We start from the raw sequence: 25,973 nt of genomic DNA, 5'->3' as shown, positions 1-25,973 counted from the left end.
ACCCACCTCAGGCGAACTCGCACGTCACGCTGGCGTTGCCGTCGAGCGTCGCGTGGACACGCTTGAGGCTTTCACCGGTGGCCATCGCGTCGAGCAAGCGATCGGCCACCAGCGGCAGCACGTGCAGGTCGAGCAAGTGGTCGATCAAACGCGCGCCGCTGTCGCTTTGGGTGCAGCGTTCGGCGAGGTGATCGACGAGGTCTTGCGAGTAGGTGAAATCCAGCTGACGACGGTTCAGGCGTTCGCCCAGACGACCGAGTTTGATTTCGATCAGCTCGCGCAGCACCGGGCCGCCCACCGGGTAGTAAGGCACCACGCGCATCCGTGCCAGCAACGCCGGTTTGAAGTGTTTGCTCAGCACCGGGCGAATGGTTTCTTCGAGGACTTCGGCCGATGGGCGTGCGCCGTTTTCGCAGAGTTCGCTGATGCGGTCGCTGCCCAGGTTCGAGGTCATCAGGATCAACGTGTTGCGGAAATCGATCTCGCGCCCTTCGCCGTCGTTGGCCACGCCTTTGTCGAAGATTTGGTAGAACAGGTTCAGCACGTCAGGGTCGGCTTTTTCGACTTCATCGAGCAGCACGACCGAGTACGGCTTCTGGCGCACGGCTTCGGTGAGCATGCCGCCTTCGCCGTAACCGACGTAGCCCGGTGGCGCACCGATCAGGCGCGACACGGTGTGCTTCTCCTGGAACTCGGACATGTTGATGGTGGTGATGAAACGATCACCGCCGTATAACAAGTCGGCCAGGGCCAGCGCGGTTTCGGTCTTGCCGACGCCGCTCGGGCCGACCAGCAGGAACACGCCAACCGGCGCATCCGGTTTGTTCAGGCCGGCAGCGGTGGCGCGCATCGAGCGGTCCAGGGCGTGAACGGCTTGTTCCTGACCACGAATGCGCGTGCGCAGGTCGGTGGCGAAACTCGCGACCTTGGCGTTGTGTTCGCGAGCCAGTTGCGCCAATGGCACGCCGGTCCAGGCGCTGATCACTTCGGCGACCAGACGCGGGCACACTTCGAAGCTCACCAGACGTTCTTTGACCTGAAGCTCGGTCAGGGCTTTGTGAGTTTCATTAAGCGCGGCTTCCAGGGCTTCGACGCTGTGCGCTTCGTCCACCGGCAGCGTTTCGATCACGGTGCCTTCGGCGTCTTCTTCGACCGTGATGGTCGGCTCGACGGCTGCGGCTTCGCGAGCCTTGGCCAGTTGCTGACGCAGGTCCAGCAGGCGTTCAGCCAGTTCTTTCTGTTCGGTCCACAGGGTTTCCAATGCGACCATTTCGTCTTCGGCGGCGGCCAGACGATCTTCCAACGCGTCCAGCGCTTCGTGATCGATCAGCAAACCGGCTTCGGCATCACGGCGCAGGGCCTGACGCTGACGTCCGCCTTCAGCCAGTTCGCCACGCAGGCGCTCAAGGCTTTCCGGGGCAGCGGCGAGGCTGATGCGCACGCGGGCGCACGCGGTGTCGAGCACGTCGACGGCTTTGTCCGGCAGCTGACGGCCCGCGAGGTAACGAGCGGACAACTCGGCCGCCGCGACCACTGCGTCATCGCGCAAGTAGATGCCGTGGCTCTTCTCGTACACCTGAGCCAGGCCACGGAGGATGGTCACCGCTTCGCTGACGGTCGGTTCGTGCAGTTGCACCGGCTGGAAGCGACGGGCCAGCGCCGGGTCTTTTTCGAAGTATTTCTTGTACTCNGCCCAGGTGGTGGCGGCGATGGTGCGCAACTCGCCACGNGCCAGGGCCGGCTTGAGCAAGTTGGCGGCGTCGGAGCCGCCGGCATTGCCGCCCGCACCGATCAGCGTGTGCGCTTCGTCAATGAACAGAATGATCGGTTTCGGCGAGGCTTTGACTTCATCGATAACGCCTTTGAGGCGGCGTTCGAATTCACCTTTGACGCTGGCGCCCGCCTGCAACAGGCCCATGTCCAGGGACAACAGCTCCACGCCTTTCAACACTTGCGGCACTTCACCGGCGGCGATGCGCGAGGCCAGGCCTTCGACGATGGCGGTTTTGCCGACGCCGGCTTCACCGACCACGATCGGGTTGTTCTTGCGGCGGCGGGCAAGGATGTCGACCATCTGACGGATCGCGCCGTCGCGGCACAGCACCGGGTCGAGTTTGCCGTCGCGGGCCTGTTGGGTCAGGTTGTGGGTGAAGCGCTCCAACAGCGATTCGCCGGGCACAGCCGGTTTGCCGGTGGCCGGTTGCTCTTTCTGCGACAGGGCGAATTCTTTCAGGCGTTCGATGTTCAGCTTGGCCAGCAACGACTGGTAGCGGCTGCCCGCATAGCGCATCGGATTGCGCAGCAGCGCGAGGATCAACGCGGCCTGCTCGACCTGGCTCTGGCCCAGTTCAAGGTTGGCCACCAGCAACGCGTCTTGCAGCCACTGCACCAGTTCCGGGGCGAACACCGGGTTGCGCGAAGCGCTGTGCTCGACCCGCGATTGCAACGCGGCACTCAGTTCACCGGCATCCACTTCGGCGTCTTGCAGCGCGCGTGCGAGCAAGCCTTGCGGGCGCTCCAGCAGGCCGAGCAGCAAGTCTTCGACGAGGATTTTGCTGCCGCCACGGGCGACGCAACGCTCGGCCGAACTTTCCAGATCACGACGGGTTTCGGCGTCCAGCGCCTGGATAAGTTGTTGCAGGTCTACGTTGATCATGGGTCATCTGTCCTTAATGAATTTTGCTGCCCAGGGTCACCACGCCGTCCGCTTTTTCGCGGCCCAGCCAACTGGTCCATCCCAGGCGACAGGCGTTTTGCTCACCGATGCGCAGTTCGCGGATTTCTTCCTGGCGCAACACCAGGCGAATGTCGTAATCGAGCGGGTCACGCAGGGTGAACCGCACCAGCGCGCACAACGGCTGGTAGCCGAAACCGATCGGCAGGAATTCGTGGAAACGTTGCCAGTCGAGTTCGCGGATGTGGATGCGGAACTTGCCGCTGCGGTCGCGCACGTGTTCGCCCAGCACCAGGTCTTCGCCGAGCAGGCTGTTGGCGCGACCGAGGCGATTGCGCTGCTCGTCGAGAATTTCCACGCGACGCTCGATGCACTGTTCGATGGTCAGTTCGGCGTGCTTGAAGTAGTAACGCAGCACCGCTTCGATCAGCGCCGCCGAGTGCGCCCGCAAGCTGAGCAAGCCGAGATACGGCAGCAGGCGTTTCCAGTTCAGTTCCTGGGCCTTGCGGATCTCTTCGCCGCCGAGGCCGATCAGCGCAAACAGCTGGGAAGAAAACGGATCGAGCGCGCCGCTCTCGAAACTGGCGCGGTAGCGGTACTTGCGCCAGATCGGCAGCATCAGCCGTTGCAGGCGATGGTGGAACAGGTCGAGGAAGTTGCGGGTCGGGTTGCCGTCTTCGCTGTCGCCCAGGGCCTGTTCACCGTAGAACGCCGGCAGTGGCGAGCCGGAACCGACCAGGCCGATCAGGTTGAAACGCAGGCGCGCGCGCATCTGCCCGTGCTCGTGGAAAAACTCCACGCGATCGACGTCGCTGCCAGGGAAACCCAGGCTCGGGTTGGCCTGGAATTCGAGCTGATCGTACAGATCGTCCTGGCTCAGGTGCGGGTGGGCCTCGCGCAGCCGGTCAACCACCAGCAGCACGGCCTGAAACAGCGAGTACTCGCGTATTCCTCGGGTCAGCCCGCTTAAAGAAGCGGCTGAAGGCCCATACGTGGTGTCCATTGGTACACCTCTCCCTGTGTGCTTTTTACTCGCAGCTCGTGGTACGAATTGAGACTGGCGTAAAGCGCGAAAAACTCGTTAAGAACCGAGGCGAAAACGAACAGGTCGCCCTCGCCGATATACCCTTCCGGGTCGATGGTCAGTTCGGTGCGCAACCCGCGAACCGGTAACCCTCGGTGCAACCGGTCGACGTGTTTGTGCTTGATCGACTTGAGCCCGCCGAGCAGGCGTTTGCTGACTTTTTCAGCGTGTTGGTCGTAGTAGCGCGGCAGGTCGTAGGTTTCCAGAATCACCTTCAACGCGTTGACGTCGGCCAGCGACAGATAGTTGAGCGACATGTTGCTGATCAGCTTCCAGAGGAAGTCGCGGTTCAGCGGCGGCGCATAACTGGGCGTGGCCGGGGTGATGTTGCGGAAACTCAGGAACTCCGGCGTGTCTTCGCAGGCCTGGCTGATGTCGCCGAGCTTGAGCTTGCGCGGCAGGTTCTGGTTGGTGCACATCAGCTCGATCGACAGGGTTTCGTGGGCTTCGGTGTGGCGGATGCCGAAGCTCAGGTACGTGTCGAGGCCGTCGTGCAACAGCGACGAACGCTGGCGGATGCTGTAATGCGGACGGCTGTTGGGCACGTCGAAACTCGGGTCGTGCTCGAAGGATTCGAACGGCACGTATTCCTGATACCCGAGGCCACCGGGCTTCCATCCCGTGACCGTTTCCACCGAGAACACGCCGCAGTTCTGCAGGTCGAATTCGGCGGGTAACAGCAGGTATTCGTCTTGCTTGCCGTCGAGGCGGATCGGCAGCGCGTCGTGCTTGAACAGGTTGACGATCGGCGTGCAGTAGAGCTTCACGTTGTCCAGCGTCGGGCGCATGCGCATGATGCCGCTCTTGCGAATGTCGAAGCGCAACTCGAGGCCGCGCATTTGCTTCAACGTGTCTTCCGGCAATGCCTTGAGCATGTCCAGACCGTTGACGTCGACGAACAGGAACTTGTCCTGGAAAGCGAAGTATTCCTGCAAGTAGCGATAGCCACGGAAGGTATTCAGCGGATACGGGATCAACGCTTCTTCTTCGGCAAAACCTACCGGCTGCACACGGTCGCCGGGCATCTTGAATGCCATCGGCATGCCGTTCACGCCATTGATCGGCTTGCCGGCGCCGTCCAGCGGGATCAGCTCGATGCCTTCCAGATTGCGCAACAGGCTGAGGTACAGCATCTGACTGATGTAACGCTCGCCAGCGAAGTGCAGACGCAGACGGCTCAACTCCAATTCACCGAGGTGACCGTCAGCGCTCATCTCCAGACGCAGGCTCAACAGCGAGCCGTCGCCCTTCACCGAGTAATTCAGCGCGGCCAGATCCAGCGGCAAGACTTCGGTCGGATAGCAGGTGCGGAAGCGGCAGCGCACGTCATCGACCGGCACGCTCTCGACTGGCGTGTCGCGCTCGACCATCAACGCAGGCCCCGAACGTTTCAACGGATCGAACTGCAAAATGCTGAACGCAGGCAGCGGCCGCATGTAGTTCGGCCACAGCAGGTGCATCAGGGAATGGCTGAGCTCCGGCAGCTCGTCGTCGAGCTTCTGGCGCAGGCGGCCGGTCAGGAACGCGAAGCCCTCAAGCAACCGCTCCACATCCGGATCTCGCCCGGCCTGGCCAAGGAAAGGCGCCAATGCCGGGCTACGCTCGGCGAATCGACGACCTAACTGGCGAAGTGCGGTGAGTTCGCTTTGGTAGTAGTGGTTAAAGGACATGGAGTAGCTGCCTGATCATGAATTTAGTGAAGTTACCGAACTGGCACGAAGCCAGCGTCGGATAATCAGTCGATGAACTAGTGAGCGTGTGAATAACGCGATGACACTCATACCTCCTGTCAGCATGCTGTATGCCATCGCACGAACCAAAAGCACATGGGCCAACCCATAAATCACCCACGGGACAGCGTAAAAAGGGATGAAGGTCAGTGGTGCGCGCCACACGCTTTTCAAAATCTGCTGTTCGGTTTTTCCGTTCAGTGCTCGCATTGCCCACAGGGCAAATGCGATGTAGGCCGGGATTCCGAATGAGAGAACGTAGATCAACAGCATTTGTTGCCAGTCCAGAACCGCCGCGTATTCGTCGCCCTGCTCGACCAGTGTCAAAGCCAACATCACCAGGAGCGGAGACCAGAGCGCTACTCTGAAAAAATTTGGATTAGCGCAGCATTCGCTTTTTCGAATGTTCTGCGCCGAATCGTTAGTAAATTTCACTGAACACCCAGTGATTGAAACTGTAAAGAGCAACAACACCTACAACGGAGGAAACCAAGAACGAAAAGCCATCGTGCGAGCGTTTATATTTGAAGAAATTCATTAGCGCTCTTACAAAATAGTAAAAAGAAAACGCCATCATCGGAATATAAAAAAACATACAAAAAACAAATAAGCCTCCGTAGACATCAACCCCAGCTATTGACCACTTAGTTTTCGGATCAGTGCACGACATCAACAGAAAAACCGCGGAGGTCAAAAAATAAAAATAGTTGATCATTTTAAGAATTTTCGACACGACCAAATCTTTCGAATGCAGCAGCTCAAGCGCAATCTTTGGAATGGGGTTAGTTTCATAACTAATCACGACATCGGCCCATCTGAAAAAAACTTCGGAAGCACGAACAACACCAGCAAACCGATTATCCAAAGCACGAGCAAATAATAGTTACTGGGCATTCTGCAGGCCATCCACCCTTTAACCACTCCATAACCAATAGCGAACTGTAATAGCAAGAACGAGATAATTCCCAGCGGAACGGAAAGCAAATAACTATAAGGCTCCGCAAACCCGAACCGGATAACCGCATAAATTTCGAACAATGCAAACGGTGCGATCAAAGCGTTGGCGATGATGATCATTGCTCTGACTGTTTTTGCGCTACCCATCAACGCAAGCCCTGTGCATAGAGGAACTTTGCCAGCTCTAGTCGGCGCTGCTCACCTGAAGGACCGTCAATACCGTAGTAAAAATGTCCCACACCTTCTTTACGCTCGCTGGACTCGGTCATCTGCGAGCCGAGCAAAGGAGCATGCTCAGCCAAGTCAAAAAATGACATGCCTGCATGAATAGGGTCGCCATGCTCCTTCAAGTCAAGAATGACTACATGCTCGATCAGGGATTGCTGCCTAACTTCCCCAAGCATTTCTTCAGAAATTGGAGAACCTATCAGTACAAGATAATCAACGGCCTGCCCTTTATCTGCGTAATAAAGAGCAGATTGGGCGGCTACCAGCGATCCAAAGGAATAACCAATAAGATTAAATTGCCCTCCGGTTGGAAAAGATCGGCTAACGCCTAACGACTTCAGACTCCAGTCCGCCTCAACGCTATACGGTCCAGTGTCCGACATGCCGTTAATTTTCTTAAGCCTGTAACGGTGCTTATTGACGCCAGCAACAGCATCAGCATATTGACCCTCAGTATTACGCCCTACTACTGCGCCACTAATACCCACCATACGCAGTGACTTAATCTGGTCATCAATATACCCACCGGTCATCCCAGCACCACCGAGATAAACAGTCAGACCTTCTTCCAGAACGATATGTTTCGGTGTCCTGTCCGCAGTAGCAGTACTGCTGGTCGAAGCAACCTTTTTAAATATCCCTGTTGATGTTTCCAACACGTCTGTCGTCATTTGCATCAATCCTCTGATGCAACGTAGATATCGACTTTTTCCGCACTCGCGTGCCGCGTCACTCGATGAGTCAAACCTGACGATGTTGAGCCGATTTTTTCTATCCCACTCTGAGAACGAATGGTGTAGTTCAATCCGCTCACCGCTTTTCCATCGGAAGTTTTAAATTCAAAAACACGATTGAATATTCCGGGAATAATCACAGGCAACGGAGGTACAAACGGCACCGGCGAATGCGAGTTCCCGATAATCACCGTCCCGGACCCAGCCGTAACCTTGTTGCCATGGGTCCCAACGGAATCCACCGTCGCAGCCGGTTTGCCGTTAATCAAAACCGTCGTCGCCAACCCGCCCGACATCGCACCACCACACGCCGAGGCATCGCCTTGGCGGGCGGCCGCGAGGCCGTCGAAGAAGACGTCGCCGGAACCGGCGGCGATCGGGTTGGTGCCGTGGCCGGGGAGCGGGCAAGCGGTGGGGTCGGATACGCGGGCTGCGGGTTTGCCGGACATACGATTCTCCTTAGTTGACCTTGACTTGACCGCTGCCATCCAGGCGCGCGGCGAAACTGACCTGGCGCTTGAAACCATCAACTTCCAGCAGGCCTTCGATGCTGAAGGACAAGCGAAGCTGATCGTGATCACGCGGCAGGGAGATGACACGCACATTGCTCAGGCGTGGCTCGTAGGCTTCGATGAAATTTTCGATGGCCAGACGGGCCTGACTCAGGGAGTCGTGCAGGCTCAGACGCATGTCATTGAGATCGGGTAGCCCGTAGTCGGACAGCGTTTGCACGCTGCCCGCACGGGTGCTGAGCATCTTGGCCAGATGGGCAGCCACGGACGCCATGGCGGAGACCTCGCGGCTCCAGCCGACGCGTTTGTCCGCGTCGCCACCCAGGCGTTCGAATAGGCTGCCGTATCCAGTCATGACTCAGGCTCCGCTTACTCTTTGTCCAGCTTGCCAACCAGCGACAGGGTGAAATCGGCACCCATGTACTTGAAGTGCGGGCGCACGTTCAGGCTGACGCGGTACCAGCCAGGCTCGCCTTCGACATCGCTGACGATGATCTGGGCAGCGCGCAGTGGACGACGGCCACGGACTTCGGCGCTCGGGTTTTCCTGGTCGGCCACGTACTGGCGGATCCACTTGTTGAGTTCCAGCTCGAGGTCGGTACGTTCTTTCCACGAACCGAGTTGCTCGCGCTGCAGCACTTTCAAGTAGTGAGCCAGGCGGTTGACGATCATCATGTATGGCAGTTGGGTGCCGAGCTTGTAGTTCAGCTCTGCGGCCTTGCCTTCTGCGCTGATGCCGAAGAACTTCGGCTTCTGCACCGAGCTCGCGGAGAAGAACGCCGCATTGTCGGAGCCTTTGCGCATGGTCAGGGAGATGAAGCCTTCCTCGGCCAATTCGTATTCACGACGGTCGCTAACCAGAACTTCCGTAGGAATCTTGGTTTCGATTTCGCCCATGCTTTCGAAGTGGTGCAACGGCAGGTCTTCAACCGCGCCACCGCTCTGCGGGCCGATGATGTTCGGGCACCAGCGGAATTTGGCGAAGCTGTCGGTCAGCTTGGTGCCGAACGCGTAGGCGGTGTTGCCCCACAGGTAGTGTTCGTGGCTGTTGGCGACGGTTTCCTTGTACACGAACGATTTGACCGGGTTTTCTTCCGGGTCGTACGGGTTACGCAGCAGGAAACGCGGCACGGTCAGGCCAACGTAACGGGAGTCTTCCGACTGGCGGAAGCTCTGCCATTTGGCGAATTGCGGGCCTTCGAAGTGATCTTTCAGATCTTTCAGGTCCGGCAGGCCGGTGAAGCTTTCCAGGCCGAAGAATTTCGGGCCGGCAGCCGCAATGAACGGTGCGTGCGACATGCAGGCTACGCTGGACACGTACTGCATCAGTTTCACGTCCGGCGAGCTTGGGGACATGAAGTAGTTGGCGATGATCGCGCCGACAGGCTGACCACCGAACTGACCGTATTCAGCGGTGTAGATGTGCTTGTACAGGCCCGACTGCATCACTTCCGGCGAATCGTCGAAATCGTCCAGCAGGTCTTCTTTGGAGACGTTGAGGATTTCAATCTTGATGTTTTCGCGGAAGTTGGTGCGATCGACCAGCAACTGCAGACCACGCCACGACGATTCCAGGGACTGGAAGGCCGGGTGGTGCAGGATTTCGTCCATCTGACGGCTGAGCTTGGCATCGATCTCGGCGATCATGCGGTCAACCATGGCTTTCTTGACCGGCTCACCGTTGTTCTGCGGCTTGAGCAGCTCTTCGATGAAGGCCGACACACCGCGCTTGGCGATGTCGTAGGCTTCGTCGTCCGGCGTCAGGCGGGTTTCGGCGATGATGCTGTCGAGAATGCTGTATTCGCCGTTCTCTTTGCTCTTTTGCTGTGCTGCGCTAGTGCTCATTGTCTTGGCTTCCTTGGCTGATAGAGACTCAGGCGTCCTGGGCTGCGGCGTTCAGGCCCAGCTCACCCAGTACGCGACCGCGGGATTCGTCGTCGGCGAGAACGCCTTCGATGGCTTTGCGGAACGCAGGCGCGTTACCCAGCGGGCCTTTGAGGGCCACCAGCGCGTCGCGCAGTTCCATCAGTTTTTTCAGCTCAGGCACTTGCTCGACCAGCGAGGCCGGGTTGAAGTCCTTCATCGAATTGACGCGCAGTTGCACGGCCAGCTCGTCGGCTTCGCCATCTTCCTGCAGACGGTTCGGCACGCTCAGTGTCAGGCTCAGCTCTTGCTTGGCCAGCACTTCGTCAAACGTCATCTTGTCGATGCTGATCGGCTTGCGATCTTCGACTTTGCGTTCGTCCTTGCGGTGGGTGTAGTCACCGATTGCCAGTAGTTTCAACGGCAGTTCAATCTCTTCCTGTGCACCACCGGTGGCAGGTTTGAAGGTGACGTTGATGCGTTCCTTGGGGGCTACCGAGCCTTCTTTGGCCATGGCTTTTCTCCTTGCGGTTGTGGCCCTGGGGCCTATTCGAGTACCACTTCGAGATCGAGGTGGCACAGCCTGCGATAAATCTCTTCCTTGCGTTCACGTACAGCATGGTTCTGCGGCAACAACTCGCAGCAGCTATGCAGTAAATGCAGCACTTCCAGCGCAAGATCGGGCTCCCAGGCGTTCAGGCCTGAGTCCTGTAATGTTTGGTCGAGTGTTTCGAGTTGGGTCCTGGCCAGTTCGTACTTCTTGGCCATGAAGCACAGCCGCGCTAAGGCGAACTGCCAGAAAAATCGCGCCCGCCCGCCTTGGGCGCCCTGCAGGCCCTGCTTGAGGATCTGCACGGCGGCCTTGAGGCCGTCCTTGCGCAGGATCGGCAGGACTTCTTCGAGGGCCACTTCCCAGGCTGGCTGGGTGTCGGCGACTTCGACCTTGCGTGGCGCACTGGCGCTTTGCAGGTGGGGCATGACGTTGGCGCTGATCCAGGCACGGGTGGCCGGATCGGCGAAGGGCGCGCCGTCGTGGAAACGCAATTCGACGATGCCGGGCAGACGCTGAATCAAAAGCGCGAAGTGGATTTCCACTTCGCGCATCGCCATCTCGGCATTCAGGCCCTGGAGGCACTCCCAGACCATTCGCTGGCCATCGAACCAGAACGGCGCCTTCGCCAGGCTCGCCTCCAGTTCCACCAGCAGGTCGGCGTATTTGGCCTGGTCGTAACGGTCCTGATAGGCCTTGAGCTTGTCGGCGGGCAAGCCGCGCAGCACGGTGATTTGCTCGGCGTTGCGCTCAGGCACCGCGTCGATGGGCAGCCACAGCAGCGTACGGTTAAGGCGCAGGGCGCGCAGGTCGGTGGCTTTCTGCTTGAGCCACCAGGCACACAACGGACGGGCGCTTTCCTGCTGAGCGCGCAGGGCCTTGTGGGCTTCTTTTTCGTTGTCGATCGGTGCGCCGGGGGTGAACAGCTGCGTGGCGGCCTGTTTGACTTGGGCCACCGCGGCGCCCACCACGCCAGGTTCCGGCTGGTTGTCGGCGGCGCGTTGCACCATATTTTTCAGGCGGCGGGAGATCGGCAGCAGCAGTGGCGCATCGTCGCCCAAGTGCTCGGTGCAAGCGGCATCGAGCCCTTCAAGGTGCTCGACCAGCCGCCGGAACATCGGCAACTGCTCTTTGATCGCGACATTTTCGGTCAGCACCTGCTCGAGACGCGGCACCAGCCAACTGATCGCAGCGGAGCGGGTACGCGCCTTGCTCGGGTGAATGTCGGCCCAGTGGTTCTCGCACAAGTGGTGCAACAAACCGAGGCCAGCCAACAGCCCCTGAAACGATTCGCGCTGGTACAAGGCCCACGTCAGCCAGGCGCCGACCCGCAAATCCTTGGACTGGGTACGCAGGAGGTTTTCGCTGTTTTCACGGATTTTCAGCCAGTCGATCTGACCGCTTTCGTGCATGGACGAGGCTTTCGCCAGCTCGCTTTCCAGCGCCTCATATTCGCTCGAAAAACGAACGTCCTCACCCGCGAAATTCTCTTTGGAAACAGAGGCTTTTGCGAGATCAAGGTAATGAGCAGAAAGTTTGCTTGAGTAGGACATCCATGGCCTTTAATTAGGATTACAGTCGAACGCCAATTGCAGTTGCAGCGGCGCGGGACAGTATCAAAGAGCTGCGATGAGTCTCATCCAATTGAGTTCGTGCTCTTTCAAGTGGGCGCATCGTACTCACGATGATGGCCACTAGCAAGCATCTGATTAAACAACAAGACGAAGTGTTGTTTATTACGTGTAGGAGATTTCCCTATATGTGCAAGGGGATTCCCTGATACCAATTAATTATTTACCCCTTCATTGGACAGCGCTGAAAGCATTGAGGCAGAGCGGTCGCCGGCACCTTCATCAAACCGGGAACGGCACCTCCATGGCAGCAGGGTTGAAGCATGCCAACAATAAAAGCGAATGAATGTAGGAACTATCCGAAAGATTGCGGTCATCTGTGAACGGAACGAAGAGCGACAACGGAGAATTAAGAAAGTGCCATCTCCGTGATGGCACTTTATATAATGCGGTCATTTTAAGGGCGAGGGCGCGAGCATTTGGATGAGGGCAGTTCTTTTCCAGAATGTATTAATCAGTCCACGAAACACATATACAAAACAAAAGGCCGTGCATAAAAAATGGGCACCCGGTTCAATCGGTGTGCCCATTTTTCTATACGGTTCTCCCCGTTATTCAGGGAGTTCGCCGCAATTATGGATTGACGCTGTCTTTCAACGATTTGCCTGGCTTGAACGCAACGGTGTTGCTGGCCTTGATTTTGACAGGCTCACCGGTTTGCGGGTTTTTGCCGGTGCGGGCGCCGCGGTGGCGTTGCAGGAAGGTACCGAAGCCAACCAATGTGACGCTGTCCTTGCGGTGCAGGGCGCCGGTGATTTCTTCGAGAACGGCGTTGAGGACGCGGTTGGCCTGTTCTTTGGTGAGATCCGCTTTTTCAGCGATGGCGGCTGCGAGTTCTGGTTTACGCATAAGTGAAGCCTCTTTGACGGTTTTTTGTTGTTATGTCCGTGCTGCTCTCTTATGGAGCAACGCCCAAGGCGCCGCAGGTGCTCTACTCTGCGGCAGACGGGAGTGAGGATGGCACGCAGCGAAGAGCCGCGCCAGTCTCGGCGCGACCTTTGTAGGGGCAAAAGCGGGGTGATTCCGACAGAACGACCGGTATTTACGCCAGCAACGGCGGAAGTTCTTTGTTCAGGGCCAGTTTTTCCATCACCGCACTGCCGGTCAGCGCGTAACCCAGCAGGCTTCCGCTGGCATCGCGGCATAAAGCCTTGATGTCCGCGCCCTGCCCTTCGACCGTCCAGACGCCCTCCAAACCGCGTGGCGGGGGCGAGACCACCAGCGGGCAGATCGGGGTTTTCACGGTGATCGGCATCGGCCCATAGCTGACGGCCGTAGCGTTGCCGGCCAGGGTCTGGGCCAGGGCTCTCGCACAGCTCATGAGGGGCATGACGTACAACAGATTCAGCCCATCGACCTCAGCGCAGTCGCCCAGCGCATAGATATTGGCATGGGAGGTTTTCAGGTGACGATCGACCACGACGCCGCGATTGACCTGCACACCGGCCGCAGCCGCCAGATCGATACGCGGACGCAGGCCAATGGCCGAGACCACCACGTCGCACGGAATCACCTGACCATCGGACAGATGCGCTTCCAGACCGTCCGCAACGCGCTGCAAGCGGTTGAGCACCGGCCCAAGGTGGAAACGCGCGCCCAAGCTTTCCAGCCCGGCTTGTACCGCTGCAGCAGCGGCTGGGTGCAGCAGGGTCGGCATGACCTGCTCGCACGGCGCTACCAGGTTGATNTCGTAGCCGCCGACGATCAAGTCATTGGCGAACTCGCAACCGATCAGGCCGGCACCGAGCAGCAACACCCGGCGCTTGCCAGCGGCTGCGGCACGAAAGCGTGCGTAATCTTCCAGGTCGTTGATCGGGTAAACCGCGTCCGCTGCGTCGCCTTCGATGGGCACCCGCACAGTTTCTGCGCCCCAGGCCAGGATCAGGTCACGGTAGGCCACTGCTTCCTCGCCGATCCACAGGCGCTTGTGGCCAGGGTCGATGCCGCTGATGCGGGTGTGGGTGCGCACTTCGGCCTTGAGTTGCTCGGCCATGGCACCCGGTTCAGCCATGCTCAGGCCATCGGCTTCCTTGTTCTTGCCAAAACCGGTGGAGAGCATGGGCTTGGAGTAGGAGCGCCCATCATCCGCAGTGATCAGCAGCAATGGGGTCTCGCTGTCGAGCTTGCGAAACTCCCGGGCCACGTTGTAACCGGCCAATCCTGTGCCGATGATCACGACAGGTGCGTTCATTCCTTTCTCCTNTNGTNNTTTNTTAGNTGATTTCGATCATTTCGAAATCCATNTTGCCGACGCCGCAGTCCGGGCACAGCCAGTCTTCAGGGACGTCCTGCCACAGGGTACCCGGTGCGATNCCNTCGTCCGGCCAGCCGTCGGCTTCGTTATAGATCAGGCCGCAGACCACACATTGCCACTTTTTCATTCAGGTACTTCCTCAGGATTCAGGCTTATTGCCGGCGCGAACGGTCGATGGTTGGAGCGCTGCCGTCGGGCTCAGGGCCGTTTTGTACTGATCGGGCCCGGCAGATGCAAGCGTGTTCGGCGCAACGGCGGCCCGGATCAATCAAAATCGCTGGCTGACATGGTAAGCTCGCCGCCTCATTTGCTGCCAATAATGACTCACTGTGCCGCACTCAAAATCCCCGCTGTGGCTCACCCAAAGCCAACTCACTCCCCTCCCCGACGCCTCAACCCTCGACTGGCTGTTCGACGAAGGCTCCCTGACCCGACGCCTGATCCGTTTGTCGAATGACGGTTTCAGCGTCACGCCGCTGTTCGAAGGCTGGCAACCGCTGCGCGCCGACGAATGTGCTGCATTGGATCTGGACGAAGGCAGTGAAGGCTGGGTGCGCGAGGTGTATTTGCGTGGCTATGGCNAGCCATGGGTGTTCGCCCGCAGCGTGGCGGCGCGCAGTGCCTTGCAGGGCGACGGGTTGCACATGGACGAACTGGGCAGCCGTTCNCTGGGCGAATTGCTGTTTTGCGATCACGCGTTCCAGCGTCGTGCGATTGAGGTTTGTCACTACCCTCAAACATGGTTGCCGATGGAGTGCCGGGCACCCGAACTGTGGGGCCGTCGTTCGCGTTTCGACCGTGGCGCCCTGAGCGTGCTGGTGGCCGAGATCTTCCTGCCGACCTTGTGGCTCGCCACCCGCGNCCATCCGGAGAACTGCTGATGTANCAGAGCCTGCTCAAGTCCCTGAACCGCCTGAACCCCAGGGCCTGGGATTTCATTCAGTTGACCCGCATGGACAAGCCCATCGGCATCTACCTGCTGTTATGGCCAACGCTGTGGGCGCTGTGGATCGCCGGCAAGGGCTCGCCGTCCTTGATCAATATCGTGATTTTCGTACTGGGCGTGGTGCTGACCCGTGCCGGTGGCTGCGTGATCAATGATTGGGCGGACCGCAAGGTCGATGGCCATGTGAAACGCACCGAGCAACGCCCGCTGGTCAGCGGCAAGATCAGTTCCAAAGAAGCCCTGGTGTTCTTCGCATTGCTGATGGGCATCAGTTTCCTGCTGGTGCTGCTGACCAACGCCACCACCATCCTGCTGTCCCTCGGCGGTTTGGCGCTGGCGGCGAGCTACCCGTTCATGAAGCGCTACACCTATTACCCGCAAGTGGTGTTGGGCGCGGCGTTTTCGTGGGGCATGCCGATGGCGTTCACCGCCGAGACTGGCCATCTGCCGGCCACTGCGTGGCTGCTGTACATCGCCAATTTGCTGTGGACGGTGGGTTACGACACGTATTACGCGATGACCGATCGGGACGANGACTTGAAGATCGGCGTGAAATCCACGGCGATTCTTTTTGGCGACGCGGATCGGGCGATCATCCTGACCTTACAGGCGCTGGCGCTGGGCTGCCTATTGCTGGCCGGGTCGAAATTCGAACTCGGGGGCTGGTTCCACCTGGGGTTGCTGGCGGCGGCGGGCTGTTTTGCCTGGGAGTTCTGGTACACCCGCGACAAAGACCGCATGAAATGCTTCAAGGCGTTTTTGCACAACCACTGGGCCGGGTTGGCGATTTTTGTCGGGATCGTGCTGGATTACGCGCTGCGCTGATAAATTGGAAGAATCGCAGCCAGCGGCAGCTTCTATTTTGCTCGGAGCGGCAATATCCGTTACATATGCTCGCGAACAACGTGCCAGACGTCCTTCATCTTGTCGCCCGTCATATCTCCAGGAGCCTTGTCCTTCATGAAGTAATACAGCGGCTTGCCGTTGTAAGCCCACTGCATCATGCCGTCGTCACGTTTGATAATGGTCCATTTTCCTTCAGCTTTGTCGCCTGCTTTTGCCTCCAGCGGTGGCCAGTTTTTTGCACACTCACCTGTACATACCGACTTGCCCCCAGTGTCCTTGTCAAACGTGTACAGGGTCATGCCCTTGTGGTCGACCATCATGTCGCCTTTCATCATGCCCGGCTCAGCCGCGAAGGCCATGGCCGGCAACGAAAACGCCGCGACCAGCAGCAGGGCCTTGAAGGATTGCGAGATGTGCTTCATGGAAACCTTCCTTTTGTGGTTGTCAGGATTCGGACTTAGAGCTTAGTTCAGGATCATGACAATCGCCGAGCTGCTAAATTGTTGTCACACGACTGCAATAATTCCGTTATCTAATGCGGCGCAAGACAGTTAAATGACAAGAGGATTTAGGCATGGTTGGCAGGAGCATTCTGATCGTTGACGACGAAGCGCCCATTCGCGAGATGATCGCCGTTGCGTTGGAAATGGCCGGCTATGACTGCCTGGAGGCGGAGAACTCCCAGCAGGCCCATGCCATTATCGTCGACCGCAAGCCGGACTTGATCCTGCTCGACTGGATGCTGCCCGGCACTTCCGGTATCGAGTTGGCCCGCCGTCTCAAGCGTGACGAGCTGACCGGGGATATCCCGATCATCATGCTCACCGCCAAGGGTGAAGAGGACAACAAGATCCAGGGCCTGGAAGTCGGCGCTGATGACTACATCACCAAGCCATTTTCNCCNCGTGAGCTGGTCGCCCGTCTGAAAGCTGTATTGCGCCGCGCCGGCCCTACCGATGGCGAAGCGCCGATCGAAGTCGACGGCCTGATTCTGGACCCGATCAGCCACCGCGTGACCATCGACGGCAAGCCGGCCGAGATGGGCCCGACCGAATATCGCCTGCTGCAATTTTTCATGACTCACCAGGAGCGCGCCTACACCCGTGGCCAATTGCTCGACCAAGTGTGGGGCGGCAATGTGTACGTGGAAGAGCGCACCGTGGACGTGCATATCCGCCGCCTGCGCAAAGCCTTGGGCGATGCCTACGAGAATCTGGTGCAAACCGTGCGCGGCACCGGNTACCGCTTTTCCACCAAGGCCTGACCCGGACCTTTCCCGCCCGACAAGCTGACAAGGACGCGTGTTCAATTGAACCAAAACTGGCATGGCACCCTGATCCGCCACATGCTGTTGCTGGTGACCGGGTGTCTGGTGATCGGCCTGATTACCGGCTACTACGGCTGGAGCCTCGCCGCGGGCCTGGGCCTTTACCTGGCCTGGACCCTCAAGCAACTGCTGCGCCTGCACGAATGGCTGCGACNNCACAAACCCGATGAAGCACCACCCGATGGCTACGGCCTGTGGGGCGAGGTGTTCGACAGCATCTACCACCTGCAACGCCGCGACCAACGGGTACGCGGGCGCCTGCAAGCGGTGATCGACCGTGTGCAGGAGTCCACCGCCGCGCTCAAAGATGCGGTGATCATGCTCGACAGCGACGGCAACCTGGAATGGTGGAACCGCGCCGCCGAGACCCTGCTGGGCCTCAAGACGCCTCAGGACAGCGGNCAGCCGGTGACCAACCTGGTGCGCCATCCCCGCTTCAAGGAGTATTTCGAGCAGGAAAACTACGAAGAAGCCCTGGAAATCCCTTCGCCCACCAACGACCGCGTGCGCATCCAGCTGTACCTGACACGCTACGGCAACAACGAACACCTGATGCTGGTGCGCGATGTCACCCGCATCCACCAGTTGGAACAGATGCGCAAAGACTTCGTCGCCAATGTGTCCCACGAGCTGCGCACACCGTTGACGGTGATCTGCGGCTACCTGGAAACCCTGCTCGACAACGTCGAGGAAGTGAACCCGCGCTGGACCCGTGCCTTGCAGCAAATGCAGCAGCAAGGCGGGCGCATGCAGACCTTGCTCAACGACCTGTTGTTACTGGCCAAACTGGAAGCCACGGATTACCCGTCGGACAACCACCCCGTGGCCATCGACGGCTTGCTGCAATCGATCACGAGCGACGCTCAGCAGTTGTCCGGCCAGAAAAACCAGCGCATCACCCTGGAAGCCGATCCGACGATTCTGCTCAAGGGCAGCGAAGCCGAGTTACGCAGCGCGTTTTCCAACCTGGTGTTCAACGCGGTGAAATACACCCCGGCCGAAGGCAATATCCGCATTCGCTGGTGGGCCGACGAGCACGGTGCGCACCTGAGCGTGCAGGATTCCGGCATCGGCATCGACGCCAAGCATCTGCCCCGCCTGACCGAGCGTTTCTACCGCGTCGACTCCAGCCGCAACTCCAACACCGGCGGCACGGGGCTTGGCCTGGCGATCGTCAAACACGTGCTGCTGCGCCACCGTGCACGGCTGGAAATCAGCAGTGTGCCGGGCCACGGCAGCACCTTTACCTGCCATTTTGCGCCCGCCCAAGTGACGAAAACGCGCGTCATCAGCACCGCCGACTGATACCGGCCAGCACTCGCTACTAGGCAATCGCCCGGTCAGCCGCTACATTGGCTGACTTGTGCCTGCCCTTCAGGCACCGCATTGACCCCCTATTCGAATACACGGAACCNGCAAAACCCCATCATGGACCCTTCCCCAGGTTTGACCCTCGCCACACTCTTCGCCGACTTTGGCATGATTCTTTTTGCTCTGATCCTGGTACTGCTCAACGGTTTTTTCGTTGCGGCGGAGTTTGCCATGGTCAAATTGCGCGCCACCCGGGTCGAGGCCATCGCCCATAAAAACGGCTGGCGCGGACAGATCCTGCGCACCGTGCACAGCCAGCTCGACGCCTACCTGTCGGCCTGCCAGCTGGGTATCACCCTCGCCTCCCTGGGCCTGGGCTGGGTCGGTGAGCCGGCCTTTGCGCACATCCTCGAGCCGTTGCTGGGCGCCGTGGGCGTGCAATCGCCCGAGGTGATCAAGGGCGTGTCGTTCTTTGCCGCCTTCTTCGTGATTTCCTATCTGCACATCGTGGTCGGTGAATTGGCACCCAAATCCTGGGCGATTCGCAAACCCGAGCTGCTGTCGCTGTGGACGGCAGTGCCGTTGTACCTGTTCTACTGGGCGATGTACCCGGCGATCTACCTGCTCAACGCCAGCGCCAACGCCATCTTGCGTATCGCCGGCCAAGGCGAGCCCGGCCCACACCATGAGCACCATTACAGCCGCGAAGAACTCAAGCTGATCCTGCACTCCAGCCGTGGCCAGGACCCGAGCGACCAAGGCATGCGCGTGCTGGCCTCTGCGGTGGAAATGGGCGAGCTGGAAGTGGTGGACTGGGCCAACTCCCGGGAAGACCTGGTGACCCTGGACTTCAACGCCCCGCTCAAGGAAATCCTGGCGCTGTTCCGCCGCCACAAATTCAGCCGCTACCCGGTGTACGACGCGGTGCGCAATGAGTTCGTCGGCCTGCTGCACATCAAGGACCTGCTGCTGGAACTGGCGGCCCTGGACCACATCCCCGAATCGTTCAACCTGGCCGAGCTGACCCGCCCGCTGGAGCGCGTGTCGCGGCACATGCCGTTGTCGCAGCTGCTGGAGCAGTTCCGCAAAGGCGGCGCGCACTTCGCCCTGGTGGAAGAAGCCGACGGCAAGATCATCGGCTACCTGACCATGGAAGATGTGCTGGAAGTGCTGGTCGGCGATATCCAGGACGAACACCGCAAGGCCGAGCGCGGCATCCTCGCCTACCAGCCGGGCAAACTGCTGGTGCGTGGCGACACGCCGCTGTTCAAGGTGGAGCGCCTGCTGGGCGTCGACCTGGACCACATCGAAGCCGAAACCCTGGCCGGTTTGATCTACGACACCCTCAAGCGGGTGCCGGAAGAGGAAGAAGTGCTGGAGGTTGAAGGCTTGCGCATCATCATCAAGAAGATGAAAGGGCCGAAGATCATTCTGGCCAAGGTGTTGATGCTGGATTGAGTCATACCCTTGTAGGAGCCGGCTTGCTGCGGGCGGCGTTCCGACGATGGGGGCGCCGCGGTGTCATGTGATACCGAGTTATCGTNNGAGCCGGCTTGCTGCGGGCGGCGTTCCGACGATGGGGGCGCCGCGGTGTCATGTGATACCGAGTTATCGTTCATCGCCAGCAAGCCGGCTCCTACTGCCCAACGCAAAGTTGGGCAATGCGCCCACCGGCTGATTGAACTGATACGGAATCGACACCAGGCCCAACCCCGTATTGCGCTGCACCACGAAGTGCAAATGCGGCCCGCTGCTGTTGCCGGTATTGCCCGACAAGGCCAGCGCACTTCCCACCGCTACCCGTTGCCCCTCGCGAACGCCCACCGAACCTTGCTTGAGGTGCAGGTACACGCCCATCGTCCCGTCATCGTGAAGCACTCGCACGAAATTGCCTGAAGGATCGGTGCCGCGTCCGGTCTGGGTATTCTCGGTTTTCACCACCACCCCGCCACGCGCCGCGATAATTGGCGTGCCTTCGGGCATGGCGATGTCCATGGCGTAGCGGTTCTTGGCACCGAAATGGCTGTATTGGCCGTTGGCGCCCTGACTCAAGCGAAACGGCCCGCCACGCCAGGGCAGCGGATACCGATAGGCCATGGCAGCCCCTGAAGGGTCGCCCAGGGAATATTCGAACCTTGGTGTATAAGCCAGCGGCCTTCCGGCCTTCGTCGCCGTGAGCAGCGCCAGACGGATGTTGCTGCGCGCCGGCATCACCCGGCGGATCGGTCGGCTCGGCGCGCCGCTGACATTGCTCAGCCCGGCAAAACTCAGCTCGATCTCGACCGGCGCATACAGGTCGTTGCGCACGTACACGTTGTCCACGCCCTTCTGCTTCTTGATCTCCAGGTACACCTGGCGCTCAAGGTGCTCGACCATACGATCACGAAAAACGAACACCTGGGAGCCTTTGGTGGGGCGGTCGCTGTAGGAGACCACGCCATTGGCGTCTTTGGACTTGTAGATCGTCATGGCCACAGCCGAGGTGGAGGCCATGAAAAGACCACAGAAAAACAGCAGGCGCGCGAGCATGGGCAAGAGTCTGTCGAGTAAGGCCTGGGAAGGAGCCTAGCAGCTGCAATGGACCCGGGTAGTCGGCAGATGTTTCAAAATGGGCAGCGAAGGAGACGTGCGGTGAATGTGATGGCCCCTTCGCGGGCAAGCCTCGCTCCTACAGGTCGGTGTGATCTGTAGGAGCGAGGCTTGCCCGCGAAGACGGACTCTCAGGCGATGAAGATTACGCGCCTGGAACGAAATGCTTCTGCGCCGTACCCCGGGCGATCAATCGGGAGATGTAGTCGAGCTTCTGCGCATCCTGGTCGATAAACCGGAAGGTCAGTTGCAGCCAGTCGCTGTCGGGCCTCGGCTCATAGGCGACGATCGCGTGCAGGTAGCCGTTGAGACGGGCGACTTCGGCGTTGTCGCCCTGCTCCAGGTCGAGCACGGCGCTGTCGAGGACTTGCGGCAGCGCGTCGGTGCGCTTCACCACCAGCAGCGCTTCCTTGATGCTCAAGGCTTTGATCACGCACTGCTGAATGCCGCTTGGCAAACGCAGCTGGCCTTGTCCACGTCCGCTGGCAGGAGCGGAAGCAGCGACCGGCGCCTTCACCGGTGGGCTGTTGAGCAAACCACGGGTCGGTGCAGGCGCCGGGGCGGGAGCGACCACGGCGGCAAACCACGGGTCGGTGCAGGCGCCGGGGCGGGAGCGACCACGGCGGCCTTGCCACCGGTCAACGCGCTCAGGGAGTCGTTGCCGAAGGCCGAGTTCATTTTGGTCGGCGCCCCGTTCATCAAGGCGTCGAGCTTGCCGACCTTGTTCAGCGCTTGCTTGACCTTGGTCAGCAGTTGTTCGTTGGTGAAGGGCTTGCTGACGTAGCCGGAAACGCCAGCCTGGATCGCCTGGACTACGTTTTCCTTGTCGCCACGGCTGGTCACCATCACGAAGGGCATGGCCTTCAGATGGGCTTGCTCACGGCACCAGGTCAGCAATTCAAGACCGGACATTTCCGGCATTTCCCAGTCGCACAGCACCAGGTCGAACGCTTCCTTGGCCAGCATGGCCTGGGCCTTTTTGCCGTTGATGGCATCTTCGGTCCGGATACCCGGGAAGTAGTTACGCAGGCACTTCTTTACCAGGTCACGAATGAATGCCGCATCGTCCACCACCAACACACTGATCTTGCTCATCCATCACCCCTCGAAAAAATCCCGGCAAGCATACCGTTTTGCTGATGGCACATTGCCAAAAACCTTCAGTCACGCCGGGACTTTTCGTTCGCGGGTGCTGCTTTTGAAGTCGAAAACCACACAAAAAAACGCCCGGCCAAAGGACCGGGCGTTTTTCTTGGGCAGTCTTACTTATCGTCAGCTTTGCCCGGAACATTAGCGGTTTCGCCACTTGTGCCTTCAACTTCTTCTTTCATGCGCTTGAGCCCCATGTGCCGTACGTCGGTACCGCGCACCAGGTAAATCACCAGTTCCGAGATATTGCGCGCGTGGTCGCCGATACGCTCCAGGGAGCGCAGCACCCAAATAATGTTCAAGACCCGCGAGATAGAGCGCGGGTCTTCCATCATGTAGGTGGCCAGCTCACGCAGTGCGGTCTTGTATTCGCGGTCGATGGTCTTGTCGTACTGCGCCACCGACAACGCCAACTCGGCGTCGAAACGGGCAAACGCGTCNAGGGCGTCACGCACCATGTTGCGCACCTGGTCGCCGATGTGGCGAACCTCGACGTAGCCGCGCGGGGCCTCGCCTTCTTCGCACAACTGAATGGCGCGGCGGGCGATCTTGGTCGCTTCGTCACCGATGCGCTCCAGGTCGATTACCGACTTGGAGATGCTGATGATCAAACGCAGGTCAGACGCCGCCGGTTGGCGACGCGCCAGAATGCGCAGGCATTCTTCGTCGATATTGCGTTCCATCTGATTGATCTGGTCATCGATCTCGCGCACTTGCTGGGCCAGACCAGAGTCGGCCTCGATCAGCGCAGTGACGGCATCGTTGACCTGCTTTTCCACCAGCCCGCCCATGGCCAGGAGGTGGCTGCGCACTTCCTCGAGCTCGGCGTTGAACTGCGCGGAGATGTGATGGGTAAGGCCTTCTTTGCTAATCATGTTGGCGTCCTTGAAGCTGTATGCCGCAAGCTACAAGCTGCAAGTTGATATGTGTCGTTGCATTGAACTGCTTTTACTTGCCGCTTGAAGCTTGCGGCTCGCAGCTGCTCCAACTAGCCATAACGACCGGTGATGTAGTCTTCGGTCTGCTTCTTCGCCGGATTGGTGAACAGGGTATCGGTGTCGCCGAATTCCACCAGCTCGCCCATGTACATGAACGCGGTGTAGTCGGAAACCCGCGCCGCCTGTTGCATGTTGTGGGTCACGATGACGATGGTGAACTTGGACTTGAGCTCGTAGATCAGTTCTTCGACTTTCAGCGTCGAGATCGGGTCAAGTGCCGAGCACGGTTCGTCGAGCAGCAAGACTTCCGGTTCCACGGCGATGGTACGGGCGATCACCAGACGCTGCTGCTGGCCGCCGGACAGGCCGAGTGCCGAATCGTGCAGGCGGTCTTTGACCTCTTCCCACAGTGCCGCGCCTTTCAGGGCCCACTCCACCGCTTCGTCGAGGATGCGTTTTTTGTTGATGCCCTGGATGCGCAGGCCGTAGACCACGTTTTCGTAGATGGTCTTGGGGAACGGGTTGGGCTTCTGGAACACCATGCCCACGCGACGACGCAGCTCGGCCACGTCTTCGCCTTTACGATAGATGTTGGNGCCGTANAGGTTGATCGCGCCTTCTACGCGGCAACCGTCGACCAGGTCGTTCATGCGGTTGAAGGTACGCAGCAGCGTCGACTTACCGCAGCCGGACGGACCAATGAAGGCGGTCACGCGCTGTTTCGGGATGTTCATGCTGACGTCGAACAGCGCCTGCTTTTCACCGTAGTACAGGCTCAGGCCTGGCACTTCGATGGCCACGGTTTCCTGGGCCAGGCTCAGGCTCTGCTTGTCGCGACCCAGGGCCGACATGTTGATGCCGTGGGTGTGGGTTTCATGTTGCATGGTCTCACTCCGTTCGTAGCTGCCAGCTTCTAGCTGCAAGCTGCAAGATTTGAGCAAAAGCGGCTTGTAGCTTGCCGCTTGTGGCTAATAGCTTTAGCTGTCCAGCGCTTTGTATTTTTCGCGCAGGTGGTTACGAATCCACACCGCCGACAGGTTGAGCGTGGCGATCACCAGCACCAGCAGCAAGGCGGTGGCGTATACCAGCGGTCGCGCNGCTTCGACGTTGGGGCTCTGGAAGCCGACGTCATAAATGTGAAAGCCCAAGTGCATGATCTTCTGGTCCAGGTGGAGGTATGGGTAGTTGCCGTCCAGTGGCAGCGACGGTGCCAGTTTCACCACACCTACCAGCATCAGCGGTGCCACTTCACCGGCGGCACGGGCCACGGCGAGGATCATGCCGGTCATCATCGCCGGGCTGGCCATTGGCAGCACGATCTTCCACAGCGTTTCCGCCTTGGTCGCGCCAAGCGCCAACGAACCTTCACGCACCGTGCGAGGAATCCGCGCCAGGCCTTCTTCCGTGGCCACGATCACCACCGGCACCGCCAGCAGCGCCAGGGTCAGGGACGCCCAGAGCAGACCCGGCGTACCGAAAGTCGGTGCCGGCAATGCTTCAGGGAAGAACAACCGGTCAACCGAACCGCCGAGCACATACACGAAGAAGCCCAGGCCGAACACGCCGTAGACGATGGCCGGTACGCCGGCCAAGTTGTTCACGGCGATACGGATAATCCGGGTCAGGGTGTTCTGCTTGGCGTATTCACGCAGGTACACCGCTGCCAGCACGCCGAACGGGGTCACAATCATCGCCATGATCAAGGTCATCATGACGGTGCCGAAAATGGCCGGGAAGATCCCGCCTTCGGTGTTNGCTTCCCGTGGGTCATCGCTGAGGAATTCCCAGACCTTGCTGAAGTAGAAGCCGACCTTGGTCAGCGTGCCCATGGCGTTCGGCTGGTAGGCATGCACCACTTTGCCGATGCCGATTTCCACTTCTTTGCCGTTGGCGTCGCGAGCGGTCAGGCTGTCGCGGTTGAACTGGGCGTGCAAGTCGGCCAGGCGCGCTTCGACGTCCTGATAACGGGCATTGAGCTCGGCGCGCTCGGATTCCATGTCCGCTTGCGCGGCGGCGTCGAGCTGGCCGGCCAGTTCCAGTTTGCGACCGTGCAGACGCACACGTTCCAGACCCGAGTTGATCGCGCCGATGTCGACCTTTTCCAGGGTCTTGAGCTGTGCTGCAAGCTTGTTCACGCGATCGACACGGGCCTGCAACTCGGGCCATGCGGCTTCGCCTTCGGCGATGACCTTGCCATCCTGCTTGACGTTGACCAGCGTGCCGTAGAAGTTGCCCCACTCACGCCGCTCGATGGTCATCAGGTTGGCAGGCTTGGTCTGGTCCTTGAGCCACTCGCCGACGATCCAGGTGAAATCGTTGCCGTTCAAGTCACGGTTGCCGACCTTGATCAGCTCGCGGGTCATGAATTCCGGGCCTTGGTCCGGTACCGGCAAGCCAGCGCTTTTCAGGCGCTCGCGCGGTACTTCTTCCTTCTGTACCACTTCGCCGATGACGATATGGTTTTCCTGGCCCGGCACGTTGTAGTTGGCCTGGATCAGGTCAGCCGGCCAGAAGTGGCCCAAACCGCGCACCGCAATCACAGCCAGCAAACCAATGGTCATGATGACCGCGATGGACACCGCGCCACCGCTGATCCAGACGCCGGGGGCGCCGCTCTTGAACCATCCATTCAGGGAGTTCTGTTTCACAG

General features: G+C 59.5%; 24 protein-coding genes and 1 pseudogene. 5 read left to right on the top strand and 20 right to left on the bottom strand.

The window, feature by feature from the left end:
* Positions 1-7 precede the first annotated feature (7 nt).
* The 14 genes from tssH to B7L09_RS17800 all read right to left on the bottom strand — a co-directional run bounded on the left by tssH (position 8) and on the right by B7L09_RS17800 (position 14,344).
* Complete coding sequence (gene tssH / locus B7L09_RS17870) at positions 8-2,656, bottom strand: type VI secretion system ATPase TssH (protein ID WP_094469958.1); 2,649 nt, start codon at positions 2,654-2,656, stop codon at positions 8-10.
* 13 nt (positions 2,657-2,669) lie between these two features.
* Entirely contained in the window at positions 2,670-3,677 is a 1,008-nt protein-coding gene (gene tssG, locus B7L09_RS17865) for a type VI secretion system baseplate subunit TssG (protein WP_010465275.1), read from the bottom strand.
* Positions 3,641-5,428 (bottom strand): type VI secretion system baseplate subunit TssF, encoded by a 1,788-nt coding sequence (tssF, locus tag B7L09_RS17860; protein ID WP_094469957.1) that lies wholly within the window; start codon positions 5,426-5,428, stop codon positions 3,641-3,643. Before tssF ends, tssG begins: the two co-directional genes overlap by 37 nt.
* Before the next feature lie 15 nt (positions 5,429-5,443).
* Entirely contained in the window at positions 5,444-5,923 is a 480-nt protein-coding gene (locus tag B7L09_RS32430; RefSeq protein WP_255142158.1) for a hypothetical protein, read from the bottom strand.
* Positions 5,924-6,286: 363 nt separating this feature from the next.
* Positions 6,287-6,565: a hypothetical protein gene (locus B7L09_RS17845; protein ID WP_224795533.1), complete on the bottom strand. Its 279-nt coding sequence runs from the start codon at positions 6,563-6,565 to the stop codon at positions 6,287-6,289.
* Between the two features lie 26 nt (positions 6,566-6,591).
* Positions 6,592-7,344: a hypothetical protein gene (locus B7L09_RS17840; protein WP_010465285.1), complete on the bottom strand. Its 753-nt coding sequence runs from the start codon at positions 7,342-7,344 to the stop codon at positions 6,592-6,594.
* A 5-nt stretch (positions 7,345-7,349) separates the two neighbouring features.
* Positions 7,350-7,856: a PAAR domain-containing protein gene (locus tag B7L09_RS17835; protein WP_094469956.1), complete on the bottom strand. Its 507-nt coding sequence runs from the start codon at positions 7,854-7,856 to the stop codon at positions 7,350-7,352.
* Between the two features lie 10 nt (positions 7,857-7,866).
* On the bottom strand, positions 7,867-8,274 hold the full coding sequence (gene tssE, locus B7L09_RS17830; protein ID WP_008150080.1) for a type VI secretion system baseplate subunit TssE: 408 nt from the start codon (positions 8,272-8,274) through the stop codon (positions 7,867-7,869).
* Between the two features lie 14 nt (positions 8,275-8,288).
* Complete coding sequence (gene tssC / locus B7L09_RS17825; RefSeq protein WP_094469955.1) at positions 8,289-9,764, bottom strand: type VI secretion system contractile sheath large subunit; 1,476 nt, start codon at positions 9,762-9,764, stop codon at positions 8,289-8,291.
* 28 nt (positions 9,765-9,792) lie between these two features.
* Positions 9,793-10,296, bottom strand: coding sequence for a type VI secretion system contractile sheath small subunit (gene tssB, locus B7L09_RS17820; protein WP_019650069.1), 504 nt, complete (start codon positions 10,294-10,296; stop codon positions 9,793-9,795).
* Between the two features lie 32 nt (positions 10,297-10,328).
* Positions 10,329-11,885: a type VI secretion system protein TssA gene (gene tssA, locus B7L09_RS17815; protein WP_094469954.1), complete on the bottom strand. Its 1,557-nt coding sequence runs from the start codon at positions 11,883-11,885 to the stop codon at positions 10,329-10,331.
* Positions 11,886-12,536: 651 nt separating this feature from the next.
* A complete protein-coding gene (locus B7L09_RS17810; RefSeq protein WP_003213368.1) occupies positions 12,537-12,812 on the bottom strand; it encodes an HU family DNA-binding protein in 276 nt (91 codons plus the stop codon).
* Positions 12,813-13,005: 193 nt separating this feature from the next.
* The gene (locus B7L09_RS17805; protein ID WP_094469953.1) at positions 13,006-14,154 is read right to left on the bottom strand and encodes an NAD(P)/FAD-dependent oxidoreductase; all 1,149 of its coding nucleotides are present in this window, start codon (positions 14,152-14,154) and stop codon (positions 13,006-13,008) included.
* A gap of 22 nt (positions 14,155-14,176) precedes the next feature.
* Complete coding sequence (locus B7L09_RS17800; protein ID WP_094469952.1) at positions 14,177-14,344, bottom strand: rubredoxin; 168 nt, start codon at positions 14,342-14,344, stop codon at positions 14,177-14,179.
* A gap of 202 nt (positions 14,345-14,546) precedes the next feature.
* Here B7L09_RS17800 and B7L09_RS17795 point away from each other — a divergent pair, with 202 nt between their 5' ends.
* Together B7L09_RS17795 and ubiA are read left to right on the top strand one after the other, a co-directional pair.
* Positions 14,547-15,098, top strand: coding sequence for a chorismate--pyruvate lyase family protein (locus tag B7L09_RS17795; RefSeq protein ID WP_094469951.1), 552 nt, complete (start codon positions 14,547-14,549; stop codon positions 15,096-15,098).
* Positions 15,098-15,988 carry a 4-hydroxybenzoate octaprenyltransferase gene (gene ubiA / locus B7L09_RS17790; RefSeq protein ID WP_094469950.1) on the top strand — a complete coding sequence of 297 codons (891 nt, stop codon included), beginning with the start codon at positions 15,098-15,100 and terminating at the stop codon, positions 15,986-15,988. The genes B7L09_RS17795 and ubiA overlap by 1 nt, the downstream gene beginning before the upstream one ends.
* 59 nt (positions 15,989-16,047) lie before the next feature.
* On the opposite strand, the gene B7L09_RS17785 is transcribed toward ubiA, so the two are convergent.
* Entirely contained in the window at positions 16,048-16,431 is a 384-nt protein-coding gene (locus B7L09_RS17785; protein WP_094469949.1) for a COG4315 family predicted lipoprotein, read from the bottom strand.
* Positions 16,432-16,583: 152 nt separating this feature from the next.
* Between B7L09_RS17785 and phoB the strand changes: the two genes are divergently transcribed.
* The 3 genes from phoB (at position 16,584) to B7L09_RS17770 (ending at position 20,105) form a co-directional block, all read left to right on the top strand.
* A complete protein-coding gene (phoB, locus tag B7L09_RS17780; RefSeq protein ID WP_094469948.1) occupies positions 16,584-17,273 on the top strand; it encodes a phosphate regulon transcriptional regulator PhoB in 690 nt (229 codons plus the stop codon).
* Positions 17,274-17,354: 81 nt separating this feature from the next.
* The gene (gene phoR / locus B7L09_RS17775) at positions 17,355-18,641 is read left to right on the top strand and encodes a phosphate regulon sensor histidine kinase PhoR (protein WP_255142165.1); all 1,287 of its coding nucleotides are present in this window, start codon (positions 17,355-17,357) and stop codon (positions 18,639-18,641) included.
* 123 nt (positions 18,642-18,764) lie between these two features.
* Complete coding sequence (locus B7L09_RS17770) at positions 18,765-20,105, top strand: hemolysin family protein (RefSeq protein WP_094469946.1); 1,341 nt, start codon at positions 18,765-18,767, stop codon at positions 20,103-20,105.
* Between the two features lie 150 nt (positions 20,106-20,255).
* Here B7L09_RS17770 and B7L09_RS17765 read toward each other — a convergent pair whose 3' ends face one another.
* From B7L09_RS17765 to pstA, 5 genes and pseudogenes are all read right to left on the bottom strand, one after another.
* The gene (locus B7L09_RS17765) at positions 20,256-21,176 is read right to left on the bottom strand and encodes a peptidoglycan DD-metalloendopeptidase family protein (protein ID WP_094469945.1); all 921 of its coding nucleotides are present in this window, start codon (positions 21,174-21,176) and stop codon (positions 20,256-20,258) included.
* Between the two features lie 205 nt (positions 21,177-21,381).
* Positions 21,382-22,331, bottom strand: a pseudogene (locus tag B7L09_RS17760) (response regulator).
* A 167-nt stretch (positions 22,332-22,498) separates the two neighbouring features.
* Complete coding sequence (gene phoU / locus B7L09_RS17755) at positions 22,499-23,260, bottom strand: phosphate signaling complex protein PhoU (RefSeq protein WP_094469944.1); 762 nt, start codon at positions 23,258-23,260, stop codon at positions 22,499-22,501.
* 113 nt (positions 23,261-23,373) lie between these two features.
* On the bottom strand, positions 23,374-24,207 hold the full coding sequence (gene pstB / locus B7L09_RS17750) for a phosphate ABC transporter ATP-binding protein PstB (RefSeq protein ID WP_094469943.1): 834 nt from the start codon (positions 24,205-24,207) through the stop codon (positions 23,374-23,376).
* Positions 24,208-24,300: 93 nt separating this feature from the next.
* Positions 24,301-25,971 (bottom strand): phosphate ABC transporter permease PstA, encoded by a 1,671-nt coding sequence (gene pstA, locus B7L09_RS17745; RefSeq protein ID WP_094469942.1) that lies wholly within the window; start codon positions 25,969-25,971, stop codon positions 24,301-24,303.
* Positions 25,972-25,973: the final 2 nt, after the last annotated feature.

Origin of the sequence: Pseudomonas mandelii, from assembly GCF_002251635.1 — a bacterium.
In the GTDB taxonomy this organism is placed as follows: Bacteria; Pseudomonadota; Gammaproteobacteria; order Pseudomonadales; family Pseudomonadaceae; genus Aquipseudomonas; species Aquipseudomonas mandelii_B.
This window is presented reverse-complemented; position numbering and strand designations above follow the sequence as displayed.

What these genes read in the sequence shown, in the direction of transcription:
- tssG (WP_010465275.1), bottom strand. Translation starts at nt 3,677, where the DNA reads ATGGACACCACGTATGGGCCTTCAGCCGCTTCTTTAAGCGGGCTGACC.
- tssF (WP_094469957.1), bottom strand. Translation starts at nt 5,428, where the DNA reads ATGTCCTTTAACCACTACTACCAAAGCGAACTCACCGCACTTCGCCAG.
- B7L09_RS17845 (WP_224795533.1), bottom strand. Translation starts at nt 6,565, where the DNA reads ATGATCATCATCGCCAACGCTTTGATCGCACCGTTTGCATTGTTCGAA.
- B7L09_RS17840 (WP_010465285.1), bottom strand. Translation starts at nt 7,344, where the DNA reads ATGACGACAGACGTGTTGGAAACATCAACAGGGATATTTAAAAAGGTT.
- B7L09_RS17835 (WP_094469956.1), bottom strand. Translation starts at nt 7,856, where the DNA reads ATGTCCGGCAAACCCGCAGCCCGCGTATCCGACCCCACCGCTTGCCCG.
- tssE (WP_008150080.1), bottom strand. Translation starts at nt 8,274, where the DNA reads ATGACTGGATACGGCAGCCTATTCGAACGCCTGGGTGGCGACGCGGAC.
- tssC (WP_094469955.1), bottom strand. Translation starts at nt 9,764, where the DNA reads ATGAGCACTAGCGCAGCACAGCAAAAGAGCAAAGAGAACGGCGAATAC.
- tssB (WP_019650069.1), bottom strand. Translation starts at nt 10,296, where the DNA reads ATGGCCAAAGAAGGCTCGGTAGCCCCCAAGGAACGCATCAACGTCACC.
- tssA (WP_094469954.1), bottom strand. Translation starts at nt 11,885, where the DNA reads ATGTCCTACTCAAGCAAACTTTCTGCTCATTACCTTGATCTCGCAAAA.
- B7L09_RS17810 (WP_003213368.1), bottom strand. Translation starts at nt 12,812, where the DNA reads ATGCGTAAACCAGAACTCGCAGCCGCCATCGCTGAAAAAGCGGATCTC.
- B7L09_RS17785 (WP_094469949.1), bottom strand. Translation starts at nt 16,431, where the DNA reads ATGAAGCACATCTCGCAATCCTTCAAGGCCCTGCTGCTGGTCGCGGCG.
- B7L09_RS17770 (WP_094469946.1), top strand. Translation starts at nt 18,765, where the DNA reads ATGGACCCTTCCCCAGGTTTGACCCTCGCCACACTCTTCGCCGACTTT.
- B7L09_RS17765 (WP_094469945.1), bottom strand. Translation starts at nt 21,176, where the DNA reads ATGCTCGCGCGCCTGCTGTTTTTCTGTGGTCTTTTCATGGCCTCCACC.